Source organism: Streptomyces sp. NPDC085932 (assembly GCF_044540525.1).
Lineage (GTDB): Bacteria > Actinomycetota > Actinomycetes > Streptomycetales > Streptomycetaceae > Streptomyces > Streptomyces levis.
In genome coordinates this window covers 67,912-90,379 of record NZ_JBITSJ010000007.1, presented here as the reverse complement: position 1 = coordinate 90,379, position 22,468 = coordinate 67,912, and the positions used below count along the sequence as shown (strand labels likewise).

At 71.4% G+C, this 22,468-nt stretch carries 20 protein-coding genes and 1 tRNA gene; 13 read left to right on the top strand and 8 right to left on the bottom strand.

Annotated features, from left to right (window positions below; translation table 11 throughout):
- The first annotated feature begins 16 nt into the window (after nt 1-16).
- From eno to ACIGAQ_RS30490, 6 genes are all read left to right on the top strand, one after another.
- The gene (gene eno, locus ACIGAQ_RS30515) at nt 17-1,297 is read left to right on the top strand and encodes a phosphopyruvate hydratase (protein ID WP_399788621.1); all 1,281 of its coding nucleotides are present in this window, start codon (nt 17-19) and stop codon (nt 1,295-1,297) included.
- A 115-nt stretch (nt 1,298-1,412) separates the two neighbouring features.
- Nucleotides 1,413-1,889, top strand: a complete 477-nt coding sequence (locus tag ACIGAQ_RS30510; protein ID WP_094053532.1) for a septum formation initiator family protein — start codon at nt 1,413-1,415, stop codon at nt 1,887-1,889.
- Nucleotides 1,890-1,942: 53 nt separating this feature from the next.
- Nucleotides 1,943-2,473 carry a DUF501 domain-containing protein gene (locus ACIGAQ_RS30505; RefSeq protein WP_306966285.1) on the top strand — a complete coding sequence of 177 codons (531 nt, stop codon included), beginning with the start codon at nt 1,943-1,945 and terminating at the stop codon, nt 2,471-2,473.
- Complete coding sequence (locus ACIGAQ_RS30500) at nt 2,470-3,411, top strand: exopolyphosphatase (protein WP_399788616.1); 942 nt, start codon at nt 2,470-2,472, stop codon at nt 3,409-3,411. Before ACIGAQ_RS30505 ends, ACIGAQ_RS30500 begins: the two co-directional genes overlap by 4 nt.
- 421 nt (nt 3,412-3,832) lie before the next feature.
- On the top strand, nt 3,833-5,221 hold the full coding sequence (locus tag ACIGAQ_RS30495) for an NAD(P)/FAD-dependent oxidoreductase (RefSeq protein ID WP_311681729.1): 1,389 nt from the start codon (nt 3,833-3,835) through the stop codon (nt 5,219-5,221).
- Nucleotides 5,222-5,421: 200 nt separating this feature from the next.
- On the top strand, nt 5,422-6,729 hold the full coding sequence (locus ACIGAQ_RS30490; protein WP_399788612.1) for a class I SAM-dependent methyltransferase: 1,308 nt from the start codon (nt 5,422-5,424) through the stop codon (nt 6,727-6,729).
- Between the two features lie 74 nt (nt 6,730-6,803).
- On the opposite strand, the gene ACIGAQ_RS30485 is transcribed toward ACIGAQ_RS30490, so the two are convergent.
- A complete protein-coding gene (locus ACIGAQ_RS30485) occupies nt 6,804-9,338 on the bottom strand; it encodes an ABC transporter permease (protein WP_399788609.1) in 2,535 nt (844 codons plus the stop codon).
- Nucleotides 9,339-9,375: 37 nt separating this feature from the next.
- Nucleotides 9,376-10,146: an ABC transporter ATP-binding protein gene (locus ACIGAQ_RS30480; protein ID WP_311681735.1), complete on the bottom strand. Its 771-nt coding sequence runs from the start codon at nt 10,144-10,146 to the stop codon at nt 9,376-9,378.
- Between the two features lie 438 nt (nt 10,147-10,584).
- Between ACIGAQ_RS30480 and ACIGAQ_RS30475 the strand changes: the two genes are divergently transcribed.
- The 3 genes from ACIGAQ_RS30475 (at nt 10,585) to ACIGAQ_RS30465 (ending at nt 13,063) form a co-directional block, all read left to right on the top strand.
- Nucleotides 10,585-10,668: transfer RNA gene (locus tag ACIGAQ_RS30475), tRNA-Leu, on the top strand.
- A 166-nt stretch (nt 10,669-10,834) separates the two neighbouring features.
- Nucleotides 10,835-12,016: a 4-hydroxybenzoate 3-monooxygenase gene (locus ACIGAQ_RS30470; protein WP_399788606.1), complete on the top strand. Its 1,182-nt coding sequence runs from the start codon at nt 10,835-10,837 to the stop codon at nt 12,014-12,016.
- A gap of 150 nt (nt 12,017-12,166) precedes the next feature.
- Nucleotides 12,167-13,063 carry a Bax inhibitor-1/YccA family protein gene (locus ACIGAQ_RS30465; RefSeq protein ID WP_362279734.1) on the top strand — a complete coding sequence of 299 codons (897 nt, stop codon included), beginning with the start codon at nt 12,167-12,169 and terminating at the stop codon, nt 13,061-13,063.
- A gap of 82 nt (nt 13,064-13,145) precedes the next feature.
- Here ACIGAQ_RS30465 and ACIGAQ_RS30460 read toward each other — a convergent pair whose 3' ends face one another.
- Nucleotides 13,146-13,376, bottom strand: coding sequence for a DUF4287 domain-containing protein (locus ACIGAQ_RS30460; RefSeq protein WP_059424410.1), 231 nt, complete (start codon nt 13,374-13,376; stop codon nt 13,146-13,148).
- A gap of 101 nt (nt 13,377-13,477) precedes the next feature.
- Here ACIGAQ_RS30460 and ACIGAQ_RS30455 point away from each other — a divergent pair, with 101 nt between their 5' ends.
- The gene (locus tag ACIGAQ_RS30455) at nt 13,478-13,783 is read left to right on the top strand and encodes a hypothetical protein (RefSeq protein WP_311681739.1); all 306 of its coding nucleotides are present in this window, start codon (nt 13,478-13,480) and stop codon (nt 13,781-13,783) included.
- Nucleotides 13,784-13,813: 30 nt separating this feature from the next.
- Here the strand turns inward: ACIGAQ_RS30455 and ACIGAQ_RS30450 are convergent, their stop codons facing one another.
- From ACIGAQ_RS30450 to ACIGAQ_RS30440, 3 genes are all read right to left on the bottom strand, one after another.
- Nucleotides 13,814-14,611, bottom strand: a complete 798-nt coding sequence (locus tag ACIGAQ_RS30450) for a hypothetical protein (RefSeq protein ID WP_311681741.1) — start codon at nt 14,609-14,611, stop codon at nt 13,814-13,816.
- Between the two features lie 273 nt (nt 14,612-14,884).
- Nucleotides 14,885-16,102 (bottom strand): acetyl-CoA C-acetyltransferase, encoded by a 1,218-nt coding sequence (locus tag ACIGAQ_RS30445; RefSeq protein ID WP_362279736.1) that lies wholly within the window; start codon nt 16,100-16,102, stop codon nt 14,885-14,887.
- Between the two features lie 141 nt (nt 16,103-16,243).
- Nucleotides 16,244-17,272, bottom strand: a complete 1,029-nt coding sequence (locus tag ACIGAQ_RS30440) for an SGNH/GDSL hydrolase family protein (RefSeq protein ID WP_362279737.1) — start codon at nt 17,270-17,272, stop codon at nt 16,244-16,246.
- 159 nt (nt 17,273-17,431) lie between these two features.
- On the opposite strand from ACIGAQ_RS30440, the gene ACIGAQ_RS30435 reads away from it, so the two are divergent.
- Nucleotides 17,432-18,820, top strand: coding sequence for a cystathionine beta-synthase (locus ACIGAQ_RS30435; protein WP_399788599.1), 1,389 nt, complete (start codon nt 17,432-17,434; stop codon nt 18,818-18,820).
- A 374-nt stretch (nt 18,821-19,194) separates the two neighbouring features.
- Here ACIGAQ_RS30435 and ACIGAQ_RS30430 read toward each other — a convergent pair whose 3' ends face one another.
- Entirely contained in the window at nt 19,195-20,052 is an 858-nt protein-coding gene (locus tag ACIGAQ_RS30430; RefSeq protein ID WP_399788596.1) for a helix-turn-helix transcriptional regulator, read from the bottom strand.
- A 145-nt stretch (nt 20,053-20,197) separates the two neighbouring features.
- Between ACIGAQ_RS30430 and ACIGAQ_RS30425 the strand changes: the two genes are divergently transcribed.
- A complete protein-coding gene (locus ACIGAQ_RS30425) occupies nt 20,198-20,959 on the top strand; it encodes an SDR family oxidoreductase (RefSeq protein WP_311681749.1) in 762 nt (253 codons plus the stop codon).
- A gap of 12 nt (nt 20,960-20,971) precedes the next feature.
- Here ACIGAQ_RS30425 and ACIGAQ_RS30420 read toward each other — a convergent pair whose 3' ends face one another.
- Nucleotides 20,972-21,397: a hypothetical protein gene (locus tag ACIGAQ_RS30420; protein ID WP_311681842.1), complete on the bottom strand. Its 426-nt coding sequence runs from the start codon at nt 21,395-21,397 to the stop codon at nt 20,972-20,974.
- A gap of 201 nt (nt 21,398-21,598) precedes the next feature.
- On the opposite strand from ACIGAQ_RS30420, the gene ACIGAQ_RS30415 reads away from it, so the two are divergent.
- Complete coding sequence (locus ACIGAQ_RS30415; RefSeq protein ID WP_362279740.1) at nt 21,599-22,441, top strand: MurR/RpiR family transcriptional regulator; 843 nt, start codon at nt 21,599-21,601, stop codon at nt 22,439-22,441.
- Nucleotides 22,442-22,468: the final 27 nt, after the last annotated feature.

Sequence of the window (22,468 nt, the reverse complement as noted above, 5' to 3'; positions counted from 1 at the left end):
TAAGAAGGAGATGCTCGTGCCGTCCATCGACGTCGTCGTAGCCCGGGAAATCCTGGACTCCCGAGGCAACCCCACGGTCGAGGTCGAGGTCGGCCTCGACGACGGCAGCACCGGTCGTGCCGCCGTCCCGTCCGGCGCCTCCACGGGCGCCTTCGAGGCCATCGAGCTCCGCGACGGCGACTCGAACCGCTACCTCGGCAAGGGCGTGGAGAAGGCCGTCCTCGCGGTCATCGAGCAGATCGGCCCGGAGCTGGTCGGCTACGACGCCACCGAGCAGCGGCTGATCGACCAGGCCATGTTCGACCTGGACGCCACCGACAACAAGGGCTCCCTCGGCGCCAACGCCATCCTCGGCGTCTCGCTCGCCGTCGCCCACGCCGCCTCCGAGGCCAGCGACCTGCCGCTGTTCCGCTACCTGGGCGGCCCCAACGCGCACCTGCTGCCGGTGCCGATGATGAACATCCTGAACGGCGGCTCGCACGCCGACTCAAACGTGGACATCCAGGAGTTCATGATCGCCCCGATCGGCGCGGAGTCCTTCTCCGAGGCCCTGCGCTGGGGCGCCGAGGTCTACCACACGCTGAAGAAGGTCCTGAAGAGCAAGGGCCTGGCCACCGGCCTCGGCGACGAGGGCGGCTTCGCCCCGAACCTCGGCTCCAACCGCGAGGCCCTCGACCTCATCCTGGAAGCCATCAAGGAAGCCGGCTACACCCCCGGCGAGCAGATCGCCCTGGCGCTGGACGTCGCCGCCTCCGAGTTCTACAAGGACGGCGTCTACACGTTCGAGGGCAAGGAGCGCTCGGCGGCCGAGATGACCGAGTACTACGCGGAGCTCGTCGACGCGTACCCGCTCGTCTCCATCGAGGACCCGCTGTTCGAGGACGGCTGGGAGGGCTGGAAGACCATCACCGACAAGCTCGGTGACAAGGTCCAGCTCGTCGGCGACGACCTGTTCGTCACCAACCCCGAGCGCCTGGCCCGCGGCATCGAGGAGGGCGCGGCCAACGCGCTCCTGGTCAAGGTCAACCAGATCGGCTCGCTCACCGAGACCCTGGACGCCGTCGAGCTGGCCCAGCGCAACGGCTTCAAGTGCATGATGTCCCACCGCTCCGGCGAGACCGAGGACGTCACCATCGCCGACCTGGCCGTCGCCACCAACTGCGGCCAGATCAAGACCGGCGCCCCGGCCCGCTCCGAGCGCGTGGCCAAGTACAACCAGCTGCTGCGCATCGAGGAGATCCTCGACGACGCGGCGGTGTACGCCGGCCGCAGCGCGTTCCCGCGCTTCAAGGGCTGATCGCCGAAAGGCCCGACCCGTAAGAGGCAGCGTCGTACGTACGTCCCCGTACTCGGTCCCGTACCGTGTCCGGGGACGTACGCGCGTATGACGGTGCAGCGGGAGGCGGACTGACATGGCCGTGAAGGACCGGGACCGGTTCTCCACCGCGACCAGGATCCGGCTGCTCGGCGAGCAGACCGCGGCCCGGGTCTACCGCTCCCAGACCAAGCGGCAGGCCCGCCGCTCCCGGTTGACCGGCCGGGCCGCGCTGCTCGCGCTGGTGATGTGCTCGCTGATCGTGGCCCTGGCCTACCCGATGCGGCAATACGTCTCCCAGCGCGCCGAGATCGAGGACCTGCGGCGCGAGCAGCAGCAGGCCCGCGAGCGGGTCGAGCACCTGCGCGACCTCAAGGCGCGCTGGCAGGACGATGCGTACGCCGAGCAGCAGATCCGCCGGCGGTTGCACTACGTCATGCCGGGGGAGACGGGCTTCATCGTGATCGACCCGCACGCGGCGAAGCAGTCGCGCACCGACCTCGGGGCGGCGGACCGCCCCTGGTACGCCAACGTCTGGGACGGGGTCGACAAGGCCGACGCCTCCGACCAGTGACGCGCCCCAGTGACCCAGCGGAACACCCAGAGAAAGACAGCCTGAAGACAGTCATGGAAACGCCCCCGCCGACCACCCCGCGCACCGAGCCCACCGACGCGGACGTCGAGGCCTTCAAGCAGCAGCTCGGTCGGCCCCCGCGCGGCCTGCGGGCCATCGCGCACCGCTGCCCCTGCGGACAGCCCGACGTCGTCGAGACGGCCCCGCGGCTGCCGGACGGCACGCCGTTCCCGACGCTGTACTACCTGACGTGCCCGAAGGCGAACTCCGCGATCGGCACCCTGGAGGCGAACGGCGTCATGAAGGAGATGACCGAGCGGCTCGCCTCGGACCCGGAGCTGGCGGCGGCCTACCGGGCCGCGCACGAGGACTACGTCCGCCGCCGCGACGAGATCGAGGAGCTGAAGAACTTCCCGAGCGCCGGCGGTATGCCGGACCGGGTGAAGTGCCTGCACGTGCTGGTGGCGCACTCGCTGGCCGCGGGCCCGGGCGTGAACCCGCTGGGCGACGAGGCACTGGCCATGCTGCCCGAGTGGTGGCGCAAGGGCGCGTGCGTGACGACCGCCGAGGAGGACGCCCAGTGACCCGTGTCGCCGCCGTGGACTGCGGTACGAACTCCATCCGCCTCCTGGTGGCCGACGCCGACCCGGCCACCGGCGAGCTGACCGACCTGGACCGCCGGATGACGATCGTGCGGCTCGGGCAGGGCGTCGACCGTACCGGCCGGCTCGCCCCCGAGGCGCTGCAGCGGACCTTCGCGGCCTGCCGTGAGTACGCCGGGATCATCAAGGAGCACGGGGCGGAGCGGCTGCGGTTCGTGGCCACCTCCGCCTCCCGGGACGCCGAGAACCGTGACGAGTTCGTGCGCGGCGTGCTGGACATCCTCGGCGTCGAGCCCGAGGTGATCTCCGGGGACCAGGAGGCCGAGTTCTCGTTCACCGGCGCCACCAAGGAGCTGACGGGCCGGGACCATCTGCCCAGGCCCTTCCTGGTGGTGGACATCGGCGGCGGCTCCACCGAGTTCGTCGTGGGCGACGACCGGGTCCGGGCGGCCCGCTCGGTGGACGTCGGCTGTGTGCGCATGACCGAGCGGCACCTGGTCCGGGACGGCGTGGTGAGCGACCCGCCCTCGCCCGAGCAGATCGCCGCGATGCGGGCCGACATCGAGGCCGCTCTCGACCTGGCCGAGGAGACGGTCCCGCTGCGCGAGGCGCGGACGCTGGTGGGCCTGGCCGGTTCGGTGACGACCGTGTCGGCGATCGCCCAGGAGCTGCCCGAGTACGACTCCGAGGCCATCCACCACTCCCGGGTCTCCCTCGCGAGGGTCCGCGAGATCACCGAGTGGCTGCTGCGCTCCACCCACGCCGAGCGCGCGGCCGTTCCCTCCATGCACCCGGGCCGGGTCGACGTGATCGGCGCGGGGGCTCTGGTCCTGCTGTCGATCATGGAGCGGATCGGCGCGGAGGAGGTCGTCGTCAGCGAGCACGACATCCTCGACGGCATCGCGTGGTCGGTGGCGTAGCCCGCTTCTGAGCAGGCATGGATCACGAATGAGCGTCGCCGGGGGGCCTGCGGGAACCCCCTGGCGACAGTCCGTCGGAAAAGTTCGTGAAGTTCTTCACAAGGAATTCGGCCCCTGCGGGCGATCGGAAGGGTCCGGTTGACCCGTCCGAGGGCCGAACGGCCCTTTGAACATGTTCAGAAGCATGGTATGGAGGGCGCCGGGAAGGTGCCCCGTCCGGGGTCGGCGGAGGCCCTCACAAGGGCTCCCGCGACCCAGAGAGGCAGCTCACGCGGCATTGACAACGGTCGGGGGTGCACAAACGCTCCCGGTTGTCACCATGACGTGGATCACGCGGGCCGCGGAGGATAGCACACCCTCTCCACAACCTTGTGAAGGGGCGCACGAGCCACCCCCCTGAGGCGGGTGGATACTCGATGGCATGAGCACCACGGAGCGTCCCAGGATCCTCGTAGTAGGCGGTGGGTACGTAGGCCTGTACGCAGCTCGGCGCATCCTCAAGAAGATGCGTTACGGCGAGGCGACCGTCACGGTCGTCGACCCCCGGTCGTACATGACCTACCAGCCCTTCCTCCCCGAAGCCGCCGCCGGCAACATCTCCCCTCGCCATGTCGTCGTCCCGCTGCGACGCGTGCTGCCCAAGGCGGAGGTCCTCACCGGCCGGGTCACCACCATCGACCAGGACCGCAAGGTCGCCACGGTCTCCCCGCTGGTCGGCGAGGCCTACGAGCTGCCCTTCGACTACCTGGTGATCGCGCTCGGCGCGGTCTCCCGCACCTTCCCGATCCCCGGCCTCGCCGAGCAGGGCATCGGCATGAAGGGCATCGAGGAGGCCATCGGCCTGCGCAACCACGTCCTGGAGCAGCTCGACAAGGCCGACTCCACCACCGACGAGGAGATCCGCCGCAAGGCGCTCACCTTCGTCTTCGTGGGCGGCGGGTTCGCCGGTGCCGAGACCATCGGTGAGGTCGAGGACATGGCCCGCGACGCGGCCAAGTACTACAAGAACGTGTCCCGCGAGGACATGCGCTTCATCCTCGTCGACGCCGCCGACAAGATCCTCCCCGAGGTGGGTCCCAAGCTCGGCAAGTACGGCAAGGAGCACCTGGAGGGCCGCGGCGTCGAGGTCTACCTGTCGACCTCCATGGACTCCTGCGTCGACGGCCACGTGGTGCTGAAGAACGGCCTGGAGGTCGACTCCAACACCATCGTGTGGACCGCCGGCGTCAAGCCCAACCCGGTCCTGGCCCGCTACGGCCTGCCCCTCGGCCCGCGCGGCCACGTCGACTGCGCCCCGACCCTCCAGGTCCAGGGCACCGACTACATCTGGGCCGCCGGCGACAACGCCCAGGTCCCGGACCTCGCCGCCCGCAAGGCCGGCAACGAGAACGCCTGGTGCCCGCCGAACGCCCAGCACGCGCTGCGCCAGGCCAAGGTGCTCGGCGACAACGTCCTCTCCGGCATGCGGGGCTTCCCGCAGCAGGAGTACGCGCACGCCAACAAGGGCGCGGTGGCCGGTCTCGGCCTGCACAAGGGCGTCGCGATGATCGTCATGGGCAAAATGAAGATCAAGCTCAAGGGCCGTCTCGCCTGGTACATGCACCGTGGCTACCACGGCCTGGCGATGCCGACCTGGAACCGCAAGATCCGCGTCTTCGCCGACTGGACCCTCGGCATGTTCCTCAAGCGCGAGGTCGTCTCGCTCGGCGCCATCGAGACGCCGCGCGAGGAGTTCTACGAGGCCGCCAAGCCGGCCCCGGTCGCCGCCGCGCCGAAGGAGAAGACCGAGGAGAAGGCCAAGGCCTCCTGACCTCTCGGTCCACCCCTGGCCGAAAAGGGCCCCCCGCCGTCCGTGGTGCGGGGGGCCCTTCGGCGTTCCGGCCGCACGCCTCCGGGCGGGCGAAGAAGCGGCTTTGCTCAGTCATGACGCGTGCCGGGGACTGCGCCGGGGCTCCGCGGGTGTTTACGTGGTGTCGACATTCCGGGATCTCCGTCACGGAGGTGTACACCATGGCAGACGCCGCGCAGCGGCTGCAGGGCCTCTTCGCACAGGTGCTGGACGCACCGCTTCCCGTGCGCATCCGCGCCTGGGACGGTTCGCAGGCGGGCCCGCCGGGCGCGCCGACCCTGGTCGTACGCAACCGCCGCGCCCTGCGCCGCCTGCTGTGGAAGCCCGGCGAACTGGGCCTGGCCCGTGCCTGGGTGGCGGGCGACGTGGACATCGAGGGCGACCTCTACACCACCCTCGACCTGCTGTCCGGACTGATCTGGGAGCGCGGCGAGGACGCCCGCACCCTCGCCCAGGCGCTGCGCGATCCCGAGGTCCGCGCCGCCGTCCGCGGCCTCGTCAAGCTGGCCGGGTCCCCGCTGCCCCCCGCCCCGCCGCGCGAGGAGACCCGCAGCCCCCGCCGCCACCTGCACACCAAGCGCACCGACAGACGCGCCATCAGCCACCACTACGACGTCGGCAACGACTTCTACGAGATCGTCCTCGGCCCGTCCATGGTGTACTCCTGCGCCTACTGGCCCGCCCCGGACGCCACCCTCGAACAGGCCCAGCGCGACAAGCTGGAACTGGTCTGCCGCAAGCTGGACCTGAAGCCCGGTCAGCGGCTGCTCGACGTGGGCTGCGGCTGGGGATCGATGGCCGTCCACGCCGCCCGCGAGCACGGGGTGAGCGTCGTCGGTGTCACGCTCTCCCAGGAGCAGGCCGCGTACGCCCGCAAGCGCGTCGCCGACGCGGGCCTCACCGACAAGGTCGAGATCCGCGTCCAGGACTACCGCGACGTCCGCGACGGGCCGTACGACGCGATCTCCTCCATCGGCATGGCCGAGCACGTCGGCGCCGACCGATACCTGGAGTACGCCGCCGACCTGTACGGCCTGCTCAGGCCCGGCGGACGGCTGCTGAACCACCAGATCGCCCGCCGCCCGCAGCGCGACGAGACGGCCTACCGCGTCGACGCGTTCATCGACTCCTACGTCTTCCCCGACGGCGAACTCCAGCCGATCGGCAGCACCGTCACGCAACTGGAGCGGGCCGGCTTCGAGGTGCGCGACGTCGAGTCGATCCGCGAGCACTACGCTCTCACCCTGCGCCGCTGGGTGTCCCGTCTGGAGGCCGACTGGACGCGCGCCGTCCAGCTCACCAGCCCCGGTCGCGCCCGCGTCTGGCGCCTGTACATGGCCGCCTCCGCCCTGGCCTTCGAACGCAACCGCATCGGCGTCAACCAGGTCCTGGCCGTCCGGACGCCGGAATCGGGCGCCTCCGGGATGCCGCTGCGGGCCCGCACCTGGGGCGCGCCCGGCCACGCTTGACCCGTACCGAACGGCACGGGCCGGCTCCCCGCAGCGGGGGAGCCGGCCCTTCGGTGTGCCGCGGCGCGGCCGGGTCACTCGGCCTTGATCGCGTTCAGCATGTTCAGCCGGGCGGCGTTGCGGGCCGGCCACATCGCGGCCAGGACACCCACCAGACCGGCCAGCACCAGGAAGATCCCGATCCGGTCCCACGGCAGGACCAGCGCGTAGCCCGGGATCTGGTCGGCGAAGGTCTCGCCGATGGCCCAGCCGAGGAACGCCCCGAGACCGATGCCGACCACCGCGCCGAACACCGAGATGACCACGGCCTCCAGCCGGACCATCCGCTTCACCCGGCGCCGGTCCAGGCCGATGGCGCGCAGCATGCCGATCTCCTGCTGCCGTTCGAAGACCGACATCGCGAGGGTGTTCACGACGCCCAGCACCGCGATGATCAGGGCCATCGCCAGCAGGCCGTACATGACGTTCAGCAGGGTGTTGATGGCGCCGCCGAACTCGTTGCGGATGTCCTGCTTGTCCATCACGGTGATCGCCGGGTTGTCGCCCAGCGCGTCGACCAGGACCTGCTCGTTCGCCGCGGTCCGGCCGCCGTCGACCTTCACGAAGATCTGCATGATGGACGGCTTCGTCTCGTGCCGGTCCACGATCTTCCGGTCGATCAGGACGGGGGAGAGGAACTCGCTGTCCTTGTAGACGGCGCCGACCGTGAGCGTGGACTTCTCGTCGTCGCCGAAGGTGACGGGGAGCCTGTCGCCGGTCTTCCAGCCCCTGCTCTTCGCCGTCTTCTCGGCGACCGCGATCCGGCCCTCGGCGAGGGAGTCCGCGCTGCCGCTGACGACGTCGACGGTCAGGACCTTCTCGATGTCGCCGGGGGTGACCGCCGAGGCGGAGACGAAGTCCCTGCCGCCGAGCTTGAAGTAGGCGTCCTGCTGCGGCGAGACCGCGGACACGCCCTTGGCCTTCTCCAGTGCCGACAGCGCCGACCGGTCGAGGTCACCGCCGTTGGCCATCGAGACCATGTAGTCGGCCTTGATGTTGTCGGTGGTCATCTTGTCGATGGCCGTGCCGACCGTGACGCCGAGCACCGACAGGCCGGTCACCAGGGTCAGCCCGATGGCCAGCGCCGAGGCGGTGGCTCCGGTACGGCGCGGGTTGCGGACGGCGTTCTGGCCGGCGAGCTTGCCCGCCACCCCGAAGGGGCCGACGAGCAGCGGGCGGACGAGCGCGATCACGGGCCGGGACAGCAGCGGGATCAGGATGATCACGCCGATCAGCGCGAGGAAGGCGCCCGCCCCGATGTACATGCGGCCGTCGTCGCCGCCGGTCGAGGCACCCGCCACGATCCCCACCGCGCCGAGGGCGGTGACGGCCGCGCCGATGGAGTTGCGCAGCACCAGGGACTTGGTGGTGGCCACCGCGTGGACGCTGTTCATGGCCGCCACCGGCGGGATCTTCGCGGCCCGGCGGCCGGGCAGCCAGGCGGCGAACACCGTGATCAGCACACCCACCGCGAACGCCGCGAGGACCGGCGTGGCGGACAGGACCAGCGGACCGTCCGGCATCTTCATGTCGAACGCGGCCATGCCGGAGCGCAGTCCGACCGCCAGGCCGATGCCGAGGACGAAGCCGACGGCCGAGGCGACCAGACCCACCAGGGCGGCCTCGGCCAGCACCGAGCGGGTGATCTGCCTGCGGGACGCGCCGACGGCGCGCATCAGGGCGATCTCCTTGGTGCGCTGGGCGACCAGCATCGTGAACGTGTTGGAGATCAGGAAGATCCCGACGAAGAGCGCGATGCCGGCGAAGCCGAGCAGGACCTGCTTGAGGTTGCCCATGCCCTGCTCGATCTGCTCGGCCTGTTCGTCGGCGAGCGCCCGGCCGGTCTGCGCCTCGGCGGTGTCCGGCAGCAGCGGCTTGACCGCGTCCAGAATCCTCGTGTCGTCGGCGCCGGGGGCGGCGGTGACGGTGGCGCTCTCGAAGTAGCCCGGCTTGAGGTACTGCTTCTGGGCGACGGCGGTGTCGAAGAGGACGAGGCTGCCGCCGGCGTTGACGGCGCCGTCCTCGGTGGTGAACACCCCGCTGAGGGTGTACTCCTTCACGGGGCCGTTGGTCGCGACGCGCACCCGGTCGCCGACCCGGTACTCGCCTTTGGCCGCGGAGTCCTTGTCCAGGGCGATCTGGTCGTCCTTCACCGGGCCGGAGCCGTCGGTGAAGGTGTAGGCGGGGTCCTTGCCGTCCTTGCCGGGGGCGAAGTTGGAGCCCTTGTTGGACCAGCCGACGCCGATCAGCTTCCCGTCGGGGTCGGCGACCCCGGCGAAGCCCTCGACGCGGCCGTACACCCCGGCGACGCCGTCCACGGCCGACATCCGGTCGAGGACCTTGCCGGTCAGGCCGGGCTCCTCCTCGGGGTTGTCCGGGTCGGCGTACGAGCTGACGGAGACGGCGACGTCGTCATAGCTCTTCGCCGACTGGTTGCGGAAGGCGTTGGAGAGGGTGTCGGCGAAGACCAGGGTGCCGGAGACGAACGCGACGCCGAGCATCACGGCGAGCACGGTCATCAGCAACCGGGCCTTGTGCGCGAGTACGTTGCGCAAGGCGGTACGGAACATGGTGGCGGTTCTCAGTCCTGTCGGTCCTGGCGGGGGATCAGCTCGTGCGGCCCTTGGCGTCGAACTCCTTCATGCGGTCCAGGACCGAGTCGGCCGTGGGCCGGTGCATCTCGTCGACGATCCGGCCGTCCGCCAGGAAGACCACCCGGTCCGCGTAGGCCGCGGCCACCGGGTCGTGGGTCACCATGACCACCGTCTGGCCCATCTCCCGCACGGAGTTGCGCAGGAAGCCCAGCACCTCGGCGCCGGAGCGGGAGTCGAGGTTGCCGGTGGGCTCGTCCCCGAAGATGATCTCGGGCCGGGAGGCCAGCGCCCGGGCCACGGCGACGCGCTGCTGCTGGCCGCCGGACAGCTGGGAGGGCCGGTGGCCGAGCCGGTCCGCGAGGCCGACCATGCGGATGACCGAGTCCAGCCACTGCTTGTCCGGCTTGCGGCCCGCGATGTCCATCGGGAGGGTGATGTTCTCCAGGGCCGTCAGCGTCGGCAGCAGGTTGAAGGCCTGGAAGATGAAGCCGATCTTGTCGCGGCGCAGCTTGGTCAGCTGCTTGTCCTTCAGCGAGCCCAGCTCGGTCTCGCCGATGCGCACCGACCCGGAGGAGAAGGTGTCGAGACCGGCCACGCAGTGCATCAGGGTCGACTTGCCGGAGCCGGAGGGGCCCATGATCGCGGTGAACTCGGCCTGCCGGAAGTCGACGGAGACCTGGTCCAGGGCGACCACCTGGGTCTCACCCTGTCCGTAGATCTTCGACAGATCCGTGGCGCGCGCGGCCACGGTGGTGGCCCGGTCGGCGAGGGATGCGGTGGTCACGGGATGGGACTCCTGTCGGACGGCGGTGTGCGGGAAGGACGTGTTCCATCGTCCGGGTCCCGCGCCGCCGTGTAGTCACCCGTAGTTCTGGTTCTCGGGGCCGACTCCGGTCTGACGGAGCGGCGCGGTGTCATACCTGGGAATGACGAACGCCCCCGAGGGGCACGCCTGGCGGGGCCCCGTGGGCCCGGGTGACGGGAACAGGCGGTTCCGGGTGTCGAGAACAGGTGGAGTGCCCTCGTTCGGGCGGTGAAATTCCGTCATTCCGCATACGCCGTCCACCGGCGCGCGTAAGGCTATTGGCAAGTGCGGATGGCGCGTTCCGTGGGCTGATGCACCCTCAGACGTCAATAAAATAAGACAACATCGGTCCGCCCTTCCGCTGTTCGGGGGATCGGTCCCGATAGTCTCGGAACCTCGTTGCGGAGCCCATGGCCTGCCCGGATGGTGGAATGCAGACACGGCGAGCTTAAACCTCGCTGCCCCTTCGCGGGCGTGCCGGTTCGAGTCCGGCTCCGGGCACCTTCCGACCCCTCTGCATGCTTCATCGATGTGTTCGCCGCATGCCCGTTGACAGCGGTCGCATGCCGTCGGAGACTCACATCCGAAAGTAGTGAAATATTTTTCACTACGCGAACGAACCGCACACAGGAGACGGGCCCGCGGACCCGAGAGAGAAGGCGCCCCGATGCGCACCACCGTCGGCATCATCGGAGCCGGGCCCGCCGGACTCCTCCTCGCCCGGCTGCTCCACAACGCCGGCATCGACGCGGTCGTCCTGGAGAGCCACGACCGCGCCTACGTCGAACGGCGGCAGCGCGCCGGGATCCTGGAGCAGGGCACGGTCGACGTGCTGCGCGCGGCGGGCGCCGGTCGGCGCATGGACCGCGAGGGCCTGCGCCACGACGGCATCGAACTCCGCTTCGATCGCAGGCGCCACCGGATCGACTTCCCCGGCCTCACCGGCGGCCGGTCCGTGATGGTCTACGCCCAGACCGAGGTCTGCAAGGACCTCATCGCCCTCCAGCTGGAGGAGGGCGGCCCGCTGCTCTTCGAGGCGGAGGCGCTGGCCGTCGAGGACGCCGACACGGACGCCCCGCGCGTCCGCTTCCGGCACCAGGGCCGCGAGGACGTCCTGGAGTGCTCCTACGTCGCCGGCTGCGACGGCTTCTGGGGTGTCTCCCGCCGGGCGGTCCCGGCCGGACTCACCCGGGTCTTCGAACGGACGTACCCCTTCGGCTGGCTCGGCATCCTCGCCGACGTGGCGCCCTCCCACGACGAGCTGGTCTACGCCCGCCACGACCGCGGCTTCGCCCTGCTGTCCATGCGCTCGCCGTCCGTCTCCCGCCTCTACCTCCAGGTGCCCGACGGCACCGACGCCGCGGCCTGGGGCGACGAGGAGATCTGGGACGAGCTGGAGCGCCGTTTCGAGACCGCCGACGACTGGCGCCTGGAACGCGGCCCGATCACCCAGAAGTCGGTCACCCCCATGCGCTCCTTCGTCCACGAGCCCATGCGCCACGGTCGCCTCTTCCTCGCCGGCGACGCCGCGCACATCGTCCCGCCGACCGGGGCGAAGGGGCTGAATCTCGCCGTCGGCGACGTCGTCACGTTCGCCCGGGCCCTGGTCCACCTGGAGCAGACCGGCTCACCCGAGCTGCTCGACTCCTACTCCGCGACCTGCCTGCGCCGGGTCTGGCAGGCCGAGCGGTTCTCCTACGACATGACGACCCTGCTGCACCGCCTCCCCGGGGCCACCCCCTTCGAGGACCGGCTGCAGCTGGCCAGGCTGGAGCGGATCGCCGGCTCCCGCGCCGCCGAGACGGACCTCGCGGAGGCGTACACGGGCTTCCCCCTGGACCGCGGATGAATGAGCCCCTCCGGTGAGGGGAATCACGAAGCGGCGTAGCGTGTTGCGCTGCACGACGAGGGAAAGATCCTCCCCAAGCAGTAGGGTCATTCCTTTGCCTACCTATTACTCTTGAGCCAAGGCCACGCAGTGTGGCCATGGAGGAGTGAAATGAGGAGCAGAAACCCGGTCTTCTCGCGACGGGGGTTCAGCCGCGACAACGGCTACGCGGGCTTCAACACCGCGCCGCAGGCCGGGGGTCCCGCTGTCGCCACGCAGGGCAACCCGTACGCGCAGCAGCCGACGGGCAACCCGTACGCGCAGAACCCTTACGCCCAGCAGGACCAGCAGTTCGGCGCGCCGCCGCAGGCACCGGCCACCACCGGCCGGATGACCATCGACGACGTCGTCCTGCGCACGGCGAGCACGCTCGGTGTGCTCGTCCTCACCGCGGCGCTCTCCTGGGCCCTCCTGCCGATCGACGACGCCAACATCAGCCGGAGCTACGGCATCGGTATCGGCGCCGCGCTGATCGGCATGGTCCTGGCGTTCGTCCAGTCCTTCAAGCGCAAGGCCTCGCCCGCGCTGATCCTGACGTACGCCGCGTTCGAGGGTGTCTTCCTCGGCGTGGTGTCCAACATCGTCGACAACCGCATCGCCGACGGCGCGGCCATGCAGGCCGTGATCGGCACCATGGCGGTCTTCGCCGGTGTGCTGATCGCCTACAAGGCCGGCTGGATCCGCGTCAACCGCCGCTTCTACGGCTTCGTGATGGCGGCCGCGCTGGGCTTCATCCTGCTGATGACCGTGAACCTGCTGTTCGCGGTGTTCGGCGGCGGTGACGGCCTCGGCTTCCGCAGTGGTGCCCTCGGCGTCGTCTTCGGCGTCATCGGCATCATCCTCGGCGCCTGCTTCCTCGCCCTGGACTTCAAGCAGGTCGAGGACGGCATCGCCTACGGCGCCCCGCGCGAGGAGGCCTGGTTCGCGGCCTTCGGCCTGACGCTGACGCTGGTGTGGATCTACCTGGAGTTCCTGAGGCTCATCTCGATCCTCAACAGCAACGACTAGTCCCCGACGGTCGTGCGCGAAGGGCCCCGGCTCCGGCCGGGGCCCTTTGTCGTCCAGGCGTACGGCCCGAGGCGGTGCGCGCCTAGAGGAGCTTGCGCGCGGCCCTCCTCAGGTCGTACTCGTGGATGATCGCCTTGGCGTGGCCGTACGCCAGGTTGTGTTCGTGCCGGAGCCAGCTGACCTTTTCCTCGAAGCGGAAGAGTGCCGGGCCTTCTTCGACGGTGCGCAACCAGTCGGAGATCTCACGACCGGTGCAGTGGGGGATGCGGGCGAGCATGTTGCGGTGGGTCTCTTCGGAGAAGACTTGGGACATCGGCGCCTCCGGACGCTGGGATACAAGCCGGTCCTTCAGGTCACCGTGCCTGAGTGTTCGCCCGTTGGCAACAGTCCCGGTGCGACGCGTACCCTCGCGGCGTGGTTGATACGACGCCTCTGACCCGTGCGGTGGATCATTTCGCCGATCGTTTGAGGGCCGCGCCCCAGAGCCGGCTGCAGCGGGGTGCTGCGGCCGAGGCTCTCGGGCTGGCCCGGGAGCTGGCCCGCAGGGCGCAGGTCCTGGAGGGCATGGAGCCCCGGGAGATGCCGGACGCGGGGATGTTCGCGGCCGCGGATCAGATCATGGTCGCCGCGCACGACCTGGCCGTGGTGGTTCCCGGCGACGCCGAGGTCGACGAGGCGGTGCGGCTGGTGGAGGAGGCGCAGCAGCGGGCGGGGGTGTGACCCGCCGCGCCACCCCTGAGGGGCGCTCCGCTACAGGGACGCGATGACCCGGTCCGCCAGGATGTAGACGTTCTCCTCGCCGCACTCGAACGTCAGCGTGTACGCGCCGGAGATGCCCGAGCCGCCCAGCAGGGTCGGGGTCTCGCCCGCGCGCAGTGCCGCGGCCAGGCGCTCCGCCGTCTCCCGGTGGCCCGGGGTCATGCACAGGGTGGTGCCGTCGGCGAAGACGTAGACGTCCAGCGTGCCCAGGGGGCCCGGGCGGACGTCCGTGAGCTCGACGCGGGAGGCGGCCAGCTCCTCCAGGGTGGCCACCGTGCGCTCGTGGTCGCCCACGACCGGCGACGGGTTCGGCACGAAGTCCGGGTGGGAGGGGTGGCGGCGGCGGGCCGCGGCCAGTTCGGCGGACTCGGAGGGCGTCTCGCGCACGCTCGGCTCGTCGGTGTCCGCGCCGGGCTCGACGACGGGTTCGAGCCCCGCGAAATCGGCCTGCCGGGGCAGGAACAGATCGGTGTCCGCCAGGCCCAGCAGGGAGGGCGCGTCCGAGGCGTCACGGGACTCCTGGGCGGCCCAGAACGCCCGTGCCTCGGCGAGCTCGCGCTCCCGCTCCTCGGCCAGCGCCGCGGCCACCGCGGCCCGTATCTCGTCGGCGTCGGCGGTGGTACGGGCGGCGGGCAGCAGGGCGCGGGTGGTGGCGGCACGGCTCTCGGCCAGCGCGGTGTGCAGGGCCGCGACCTGGCGGCGCAGCTGCAGAACGGTGCGCAGGACGGCGACGCCCACGGCGCCCGTGGCGGCCGTGGTGACCAGCAACGCGATCGGCATGGCGCTCACTGACGTACTCCCGGTTCAAAGTCGACCCCCGACTTCCTACATCAGCTTGAAGGGCGGACTAACCAACTGTCAGTGCGTAACGTCACGAAACGGACAGGGCTTCGGTCACGGGGGAGGGGGTGGGGCTGCTGTGACCTGGGCTTCTGCCGACGCAGAGGGAGATAGGTCACATCCTGGGGGAGATTGGATCACAAAACGGCCCAGAACCCAGGGGTTTCCCGGGTTCTGGGCCATGACCTCACGGTCGGTGCTATGGCGACTACGGTACGGCGCTCAGCTGAGGCGCTCGATGACCATGGCCATGCCCTGGCCGCCGCCGACGCACATCGTCTCCAGGCCGAACTGCTTGTCGTGGAACTGGAGCGAGTTGATCAGCGTGGTGGTGATGCGGGCGCCCGTCATGCCGAAGGGGTGGCCGACGGCGATGGCGCCGCCGTTGACGTTCAGCTTCTCCAGCGGGATGTTCAGGTCGCGGTAGGAGGGGATCACCTGGGCGGCGAACGCCTCGTTGATCTCCACCAGGTCGATGTCGTCGATGGTCAGCCCGGCCCGGCGCAGGGCCTGCTTGCTCGCCTCCACCGGGCCGAGGCCCATGATCTCGGGGGACAGTCCGGAGACGCCGGTGGAGACGATCCGGGCGAGCGGGGTGAGGCCGAGCTCGCGGGCCTTGGTGTCCGACATGATCACCAGCGCGGCGGCGCCGTCGTTCAGCGGGCAGCAGTTGCCGGCGGTGACCATGCCGTCGGGGCGGAAGACCGGCTTCAGGCCCTGCACGCCCTCCAGGGTCACGCCGGCGCGGGGGCCGTCGTCCTTGCTGACGACCGTGCCGTCGGGCAGCGTCACCGGAGTGATCTCGCGCTCCCAGAAGCCGTTCTTGATGGCTTCCTCGGCGAGGTTCTGCGAGCGGACGCCGAACTCGTCCATGTCCTGGCGGGTGACGCCCTTGGCGCGCGCCAGGTTCTCGGCGGTCTGGCCCATCGCGATGTACGGGTCGGGCAGCAGGCCGTCCTCACGCGGGTCGTGCCAGGTGGAGCCCTCGGACTGGGCGGTCTCGGCGGTGCGGGCCTCGGCCTCGGCGAAGAGCGGGTTGTGCGTGCCGGGCATGTCCGAGCTGCCGTTGGCGTACCGGGAGACCATCTCGACGCCCGCCGAGATGAAGACGTCGCCCTCGCCGGCCTTGATGGCGTGCAGGGCCATGCGGGAGGTCTGCAGGGAGGACGAGCAGTACCGGGTGATGGTGCAGCCGGGCAGGTGGTCCATGCCCATCTGCACCGCGACGATGCGGCCGAGGTTGTGGCCCTGCTCGCCGCCGGGCAGGCCGCAGCCCAGCATCAGGTCGTCGATGTCCTTGGGGTCCAGCTCGGGGACCTTGGCGAGGGCGGCCTGGACGATCGTGGCGGTGAGGTCGTCCGGGCGGAGGTCCTTGAGGGAGCCCTTGACGGCGCGGCCGATGGGGGAGCGGGCGGCTGAGACGATCACGGCTTCGGGCATCACGGCTCCATTGACGTACCGGGTGGTCTGGCGGGGCTGACTGGGAAGTTACCCGTACGTATGGGCTGGGTCACGGGTGTCGCGGTGTGACCCTGGCCGCAGTTTTCTAAGCGCTTGCTTTTTTCCGTGGTCCCCGGCCCGTCAGACCGAGGGCGTCGCGGGCGCCGGTTCCTGCTCGGGCACCCGGCGGCGGCGCCGGCGCTTCAGCAGGGCCCACGGGCCCCGCGGGCCGGTCGGCATCGCCGCCGCGACCTCCGTACCGGCCTCCGCGGCCGCCTCCGCGGCCGCCCGCGCCACCGGCAGGAAGCCCTCGCGGCGGGAGGCGTCCGGGCGCTCCTCCTCGGCCGGCCACAGGCCCAGCGCGGCACAGACGGTCGGCAGGACCGCCATCGCCGCCGTCGCGTAGCCCTCGGCGGACGGGTGGTAGTTGTCCGGGCCGAACAGCTCCCGCGGGTTCTCGGCGAACTCGGGACCCAGCAGGTCGCCCAGGGACACGGTGCGGCCGCCCTGCTCGACCACGCCGATCGTCTGGGCGGCCGCCAGCTGGCGGGAGGCCCGTCTGGCCAGCCAGCGCAGCGGCTGCCGGACCGGCTCGATGGTGCCCAGGTCGGGGCAGGTGCCCACGACGACCTCCGCACCGGCCGTGCGCAGCCGCCGTACGGCCGAGGCCAGGCAGCGGACCGAGCGGGTGGCGGGCATGCGGTGGGTGACGTCGTTGGCGCCGACCATGATCACGCAGATGTCGGGCACCGGGCCCGGGCCGGCCAGCACCAGGGCCACCTGGCGGTCCAGGTCGTCCGACCGGGCCCCCGGCAGCGCCACCGTGCGCAGCTCCACCGGGCGCTCCGCCAGCGCCGCGACCCCCGAGGCGAGCAGCGCGCCCGGTGTCTGCCCGGCCCGGTGCACGCCCTGCCCGGCGGCCGTGGAGTCACCCAGCATGGTCAGCCGCAGCGGCGGCAGCTCGGAGGAGACGGCGTAGGTACGGCCGTACAGCCCGTCCGCGTTCGGCACGTGCCCCGACGTGCCGTTGCCCACCCGGCGCCGGGCCAGCTGCACCTCCGCCAGCACCAGCCCCACCGTGGCCGCCCCGGCCAGACCGATCCCGCCGCCGCCGTACGCGGCGCCGGCCGCGATCCGCCGGGCCACCCTCGCCCTCGACATGTTCGACATGCGTCGCCGCCACCTCCTCGAACCCGTACACCCAGTGCTTGCCCCGTACAGGGGGTCGCCGAATCTCAACGGGGAGTGAACGACCGTCACGGGCGACGGCGAAGTCATAGGCTGGCGGCACCACTACGACCGAAACTTTTGCGGCATCCGGAGACAACGGTGCAATTTCACGACTCGATGATCAGTCTCGTCGGCAACACCCCGCTGGTGAGGCTCAACAGCGTGACCAAGGGCATCAGGGCCACCGTCCTGGCCAAGGTGGAGTACTTCAACCCCGGCGGTTCGGTGAAGGACCGCATCGCCCTGCGCATGATCGAGGCGGCCGAGGAGAGCGGCGCGCTCAAGCCCGGCGGCACGATCGTCGAGCCGACCAGCGGCAACACCGGCGTCGGCCTGGCCATCGTGGCCCAGCAGAAGGGGTACAAGTGCATCTTCGTGTGCCCCGACAAGGTGAGCACCGACAAGATCAACGTGCTGCGCGCCTACGGCGCCGAGGTCGTGGTGTGCCCCACGGCCGTCGACCCCGAGCACCCGGACTCCTACTACAACGTCTCCGACCGGCTGGTCCGCGAGACGCCCGGCGCCTGGAAGCCCGACCAGTACTCCAACCCGAACAACCCGCTCTCCCACTACCACTCCACCGGCCCCGAGCTGTGGGAGCAGACCGAGGGGAAGATCACCCACTTCGTGGCGGGCGTCGGCACCGGCGGCACCATCTCCGGCACCGGCCGCTACCTCAAGGAGGCCAGCGACGGCAGGGTGAAGGTCATCGGCGCGGACCCGGAGGGCTCCGTCTACTCGGGCGGCTCCGGCCGGCCGTACCTCGTCGAGGGCGTCGGTGAGGACTTCTGGCCCACCGCCTACGACCGCACCGTCGCCGACGAGATCGTCGCCGTGTCCGACAAGGACTCCTTCCAGATGACCCGCCGCCTCGCCAAGGAGGAGGGCCTGCTGGTCGGCGGCTCCTGCGGCATGGCGGTCGTCGCCGCGCTGGAGGTCGCCGCACGGCTCGGCGAGGACGACGTCGTGGTGGTGCTGCTGCCGGACAGCGGCCGTGGCTACCTCAGCAAGATCTTCAACGACGAGTGGATGGCCGACTACGGCTTCCTGGAGGACACCGGCCCGAGCGCCCGCGTCGGCGACGTCCTGAACGACAAGGAGGGCGACCGCATGCCCTCCCTCGTCCACATGCACCCGGAGGAGACGGTCGGTCAGGCCATCGACGTGCTGCGCGAGTACGGCGTCTCGCAGATGCCGGTCGTCAAGCCGGGCGCGGGGCACCCCGACGTGATGGCCGCCGAGGTCGTCGGGTCCGTGGTCGAACGCGAGCTGCTGGACGCGCTGTTCAGCAAGAACGCCTCGCTGGACGACCCGCTGGAGAAGCACATGTCCGCCCCGCTGCCGCAGGTCGGCTCCGGCGAGCCGGTCGCGGACCTGATGGCCGTGCTCGGCAAGGCGGACGCGGCGATCGTCCTGGTCGAGGGCAAGCCCACCGGCGTGGTCAGCCGGCAGGACCTGCTGTCGTTCCTCGCCCGCGGCGGGAAGTGACGGCGAACGCCGGGTGAACGGCCCGCGCACCGGGTGAACCGGTGACGTCCGCGATCTTCGCGGACTTCGCGGAAGTGGTACGAGGGCGTCACGTTCGCGCAGCACCCGCTTAACACGGGTCCTGCACTGTGGTGGGTGTCGGCAGGGCGGGAGCGGCTCCCCGCCCCCGCCGGCGCCGTAGGCGTCACGGACCTCCGGAGCGGCTCCCGGACCTCCACCGACGCCACGGACGCGGGGGCCCGGCCTGACCAGGTCCGCGTCCTTCGCGGGGACCGCCGTCGTCCCGCCCCCCGTTCACGGGGGTGCGGCGGTCCCCGCGCATCTCTTCTCCGGGCATCTCCTCACCGGCGGCCGGGCCGGCCCGGCCGCCGGTGTCATGCCGAGTGGCTCGTCGCCCAGCTCCCCAGCAGTGCCAGGCGTTCCGCCGTCTCCGAGCCCGGTTCCGGGGCGTAGGCCACGATCGTCCGGTCCGGGGCCGACGGGACGGTGAGGGTCTCGTACGGCAGGGTCAGCAGGCCGACGACCGGGTGCCGCAGCCGCTTCACGCCGTGGTCGCAGGGTTTGACCAGATGGTCGGCCCACAGCCGGCGGAAGTCCTCGCTGGCGCGGGTCAGTTCCCCGACGAGCTCCCCCAGGGCGGCGTCGCCCGGGTGGTGGCCCGCCTGGAGCCGGAGGTGGGCGACCGTCTGCTCGGCGATCGCGGTCCAGTCCGGGTAGAGGTCGCGGGAGGCGGGGTCGAGGAAGGTCCGGCGGGGCAGGCTGCGCTCCTCGGAGCCGGTGCCGTCGAAGCCGAGCACCGCGTCCGCGAGGGCGTTCCAGGCCAGGACGGTCATCCGGTGGTCCAGCACGTAGGCCGGGTTGCGGTCCATGCCGTCCAGGATCAGCCGCACCCCCGCGCGCACCCCCGACCCGGCCGGTCCGCCGGAGGCCTGCCGCCGCGGCCGGGCCACCGCCCGCAGGTACTCCCGCTCGGCCCCGTCCAGCCGCAGCACCCGCGAGATCGCGTCCAGCACGGCGTCCGAGACACCCCCGGACCTGGTCCGGGAGGGGCCGCCGGGCCCCCTGCCCTGTTCCAGGCGCACGTAGTAGTCGACGCTGACCCCGGCCAGCTGTGCCACCTCCTCGCGGCGCAGCCCCGGGACGCGGCGCCGGCCGTAGGACGGCAGCCCCACCTCCTCCGGGCGGATCCGGGCACGGCGCGAGCGCAGGAAGTCTCCCAGTTCTCCGTCCATGCCTTCGAGCGTAGGCGGCCCGGGCCCGGCGAACCTGGTACTGCCGGACCCAGGAAAACCGTGGCCCTGGGTACGGCGGCCGGGGACGCCCAGGGTGGTGGACGGAGCCGGGGAGACGCCCCGGCCCGCACCGAGGAGAGATCCCATGGCGTACGAGAACCTGGCCGGCCGCACCGCCGTCGTCACCGGAGCCGCGAGCGGCATCGGCGAGGCCGTCGCGGTGCGACTGGCCGCTGAGGGCGCGCGGGTGGCGCTGCTGGCCCGGCGCGAGGAACGCCTGACGGCCCTCGCCGGGAAGATCCGGGCCGACGGCGGACAGGCCCTGGCCGTCGCCGCGGACGTCACCGACGAGACGTCCGTCGCCGACGCGGTGGACCGGATCCACGCCGAGTACGGGCCCGTCGACCTGGTCGTGAACGGCGCCGGCGTGATGCTGCCGCACCCGGTGGCGGCCCGGCGCGCGGACGAGTGGCAGCGGATGCTCGACACCAACGTCGCGGGGGTGCTGCGGATCACCGGCGCCCTCACCGCCGACCTGGTGGGCGCGGCCGAGGCCGGCCGCAGCGCCGACCTGGTGAACATCTCGTCGGTCGCCGCGCACATGAGCTTCCCGAACTACGCGGTCTACGGCGCGACCAAGGCGGCCGTCACGTACCTGTCGGAGGCACTGCGTGGCGAGTTCGGGCCGCGGGACGTCCGGGTCACCAACATCGAGCCCGGGTTCGTGGAGAGCGAGCTGCGCACGCACATCTCCGACGCGGAGCTGTCCCGGCAGGTGGAGGACATGCTGGACGCGGTGGGCGCGCTGTCCGCCGAGGAGCTGGCCGACCTCGTGGCCTATGCGACGAGCCGGCCGCGCCGGGTCAATCTGCGGCAGATCGTGGCCCTGCCGACGCGGCAGGCCTGACGCCGGGGCGTCTCAGTCCTCCCAGTCGCTGTCCTGGGAGGACTTGCGGCGCCGTCCGAACAGGTTCGGGTTGGTGCGGGCGGCCTGCACGAGGTTGACGCCGACGATGCCCGCCCAGGCGACGAGCAGACCCGGCAGCCGGGCCACGCCCCCGCCGATCGCGGACAGCGGCACCGCGAGGACGAGGGAGACGATGCCGAAGCCGAAGCGCTCGCCCCAGGAGTCCGTGGCCCTCGGCGTCCGGGAGTCCCGGGCCGTCTGCATCTGCTGCTCGGCGAGCTGCCGGCGCACCCGGCGCTCGACCGCGCCGTCGATCCGCTGGTCGACCTTCTCCAGGAACGATTCGACCAGCGCCGGCTCGTACTCCTCGCCCAGTTCCCTGCGGGCGTGCAGCGTGGCGTCGAGTTCCTTCTTCAGCTCGGTGTCCCGCGCGTCCATTCCGCTCATGCCGTCCACGGTAGGGAGCCGGGACGGCGGTCGCACTGGGGTTAGCCCCCCTGTCGGACCGGTGGGCTGCCGGGGCGCCGGCGGCCCGCCCCGGCCGGGTCCGCGCGGCACCGCGGCGCCTGCCGCCGCTTGCCGGTCTGCATATGCTCATGCAGAATCCTCAGCTACTGAATAGGCGAGGGGGAGCACGCCATGAGCGCGACCGACAGCCCTGCCGCGCGGCTGCAGGCGCTCTTCGAGGGCCACCGGCTGACGCCCACCCAGCGGCGCATCGCGCACAGCATGGTGCGCCGCGCCGCCGACGTGCCGTTCCTGTCGAGTGTGGAGCTCGCCGAGCTGGCCGGCGTCAGTCAGCCCTCCGTGACGCGCTTCGCGGTCGCCCTCGGCTTCGACGGCTACCCCGCCCTGCGGCGCCATCTGCGCGAGGTCGCCCCCGTGGAACCGGCGGGGGAGGCCGGGTCGGCCAACGAGTACCAGCAGGCCGTCGAGGCCGAGATCGAGAACCTGCGGCACCTGGCGGAGGCGCTCGCCGACCCCGGGCCCGTGCAGCGCGCCGGGCGCCTGCTCGCGGCCTCGCGCCCGCTGCCCGTCCTCGGACTGCGGGCGGCGGCCGCCCAGGCCCACGGCTTCGCCTACTTCGCCGCCAAGGTCCACCCCGACGTGCGGCTCCTCAACGAGGGCGGCACGGTGCTCGCCGACCGCATCGACTCCGCCGTGCGCGCCGGTGCCTCCGCCCTGCTGTGCTTCGCGCTGCCCCGGCACCCCCGCGAGGTCGTCGACACCCTCGCCTACGCCAGGGAGAGCGGCCTGACCGTCGTCACGGTCGCCGACTCCGCCTTCGCCCCCGTCGCCAAGGTGTCCGACCTGCTCGTCCCGGCCGCCGTCGGCACCGGCCTCGCCTTCGACACGGCCTGCGCCCCGATGCTGCTCGGCCGGGTGCTGCTGGAGGCCATGTGCGACGACCTGCCCGAGGCCCAGGCCCGGCTGGAGGAGTTCGACGCCAAGGCCGCGGCGCGGGGTCTGTTCGTCGACTGACGGCACCCGCTCCCGCTTCTCATCCTC

Bases quoted from the DNA above. Each gene is read 5' to 3' on its own strand.
- ACIGAQ_RS30485 (WP_399788609.1), bottom strand. From the start codon at position 9,338: ATGTTCCGTACCGCCTTGCGCAACGTACTCGCGCACAAGGCCCGGTTG.
- ACIGAQ_RS30445 (WP_362279736.1), bottom strand. From the start codon at position 16,102: ATGCCCGAAGCCGTGATCGTCTCAGCCGCCCGCTCCCCCATCGGCCGC.
- ACIGAQ_RS30425 (WP_311681749.1), top strand. From the start codon at position 20,198: ATGGCGTACGAGAACCTGGCCGGCCGCACCGCCGTCGTCACCGGAGCC.
- ACIGAQ_RS30440 (WP_362279737.1), bottom strand. From the start codon at position 17,272: ATGTCGAACATGTCGAGGGCGAGGGTGGCCCGGCGGATCGCGGCCGGC.
- ACIGAQ_RS30420 (WP_311681842.1), bottom strand. From the start codon at position 21,397: ATGGACGCGCGGGACACCGAGCTGAAGAAGGAACTCGACGCCACGCTG.
- ACIGAQ_RS30490 (WP_399788612.1), top strand. From the start codon at position 5,422: ATGGCAGACGCCGCGCAGCGGCTGCAGGGCCTCTTCGCACAGGTGCTG.
- ACIGAQ_RS30460 (WP_059424410.1), bottom strand. From the start codon at position 13,376: ATGTCCCAAGTCTTCTCCGAAGAGACCCACCGCAACATGCTCGCCCGC.
- ACIGAQ_RS30505 (WP_306966285.1), top strand. From the start codon at position 1,943: ATGGAAACGCCCCCGCCGACCACCCCGCGCACCGAGCCCACCGACGCG.
- ACIGAQ_RS30430 (WP_399788596.1), bottom strand. From the start codon at position 20,052: ATGGACGGAGAACTGGGAGACTTCCTGCGCTCGCGCCGTGCCCGGATC.
- ACIGAQ_RS30465 (WP_362279734.1), top strand. From the start codon at position 12,167: ATGAGGAGCAGAAACCCGGTCTTCTCGCGACGGGGGTTCAGCCGCGAC.
- ACIGAQ_RS30510 (WP_094053532.1), top strand. From the start codon at position 1,413: ATGGCCGTGAAGGACCGGGACCGGTTCTCCACCGCGACCAGGATCCGG.
- ACIGAQ_RS30495 (WP_311681729.1), top strand. From the start codon at position 3,833: ATGAGCACCACGGAGCGTCCCAGGATCCTCGTAGTAGGCGGTGGGTAC.
- ACIGAQ_RS30470 (WP_399788606.1), top strand. From the start codon at position 10,835: ATGCGCACCACCGTCGGCATCATCGGAGCCGGGCCCGCCGGACTCCTC.
- ACIGAQ_RS30415 (WP_362279740.1), top strand. From the start codon at position 21,599: ATGAGCGCGACCGACAGCCCTGCCGCGCGGCTGCAGGCGCTCTTCGAG.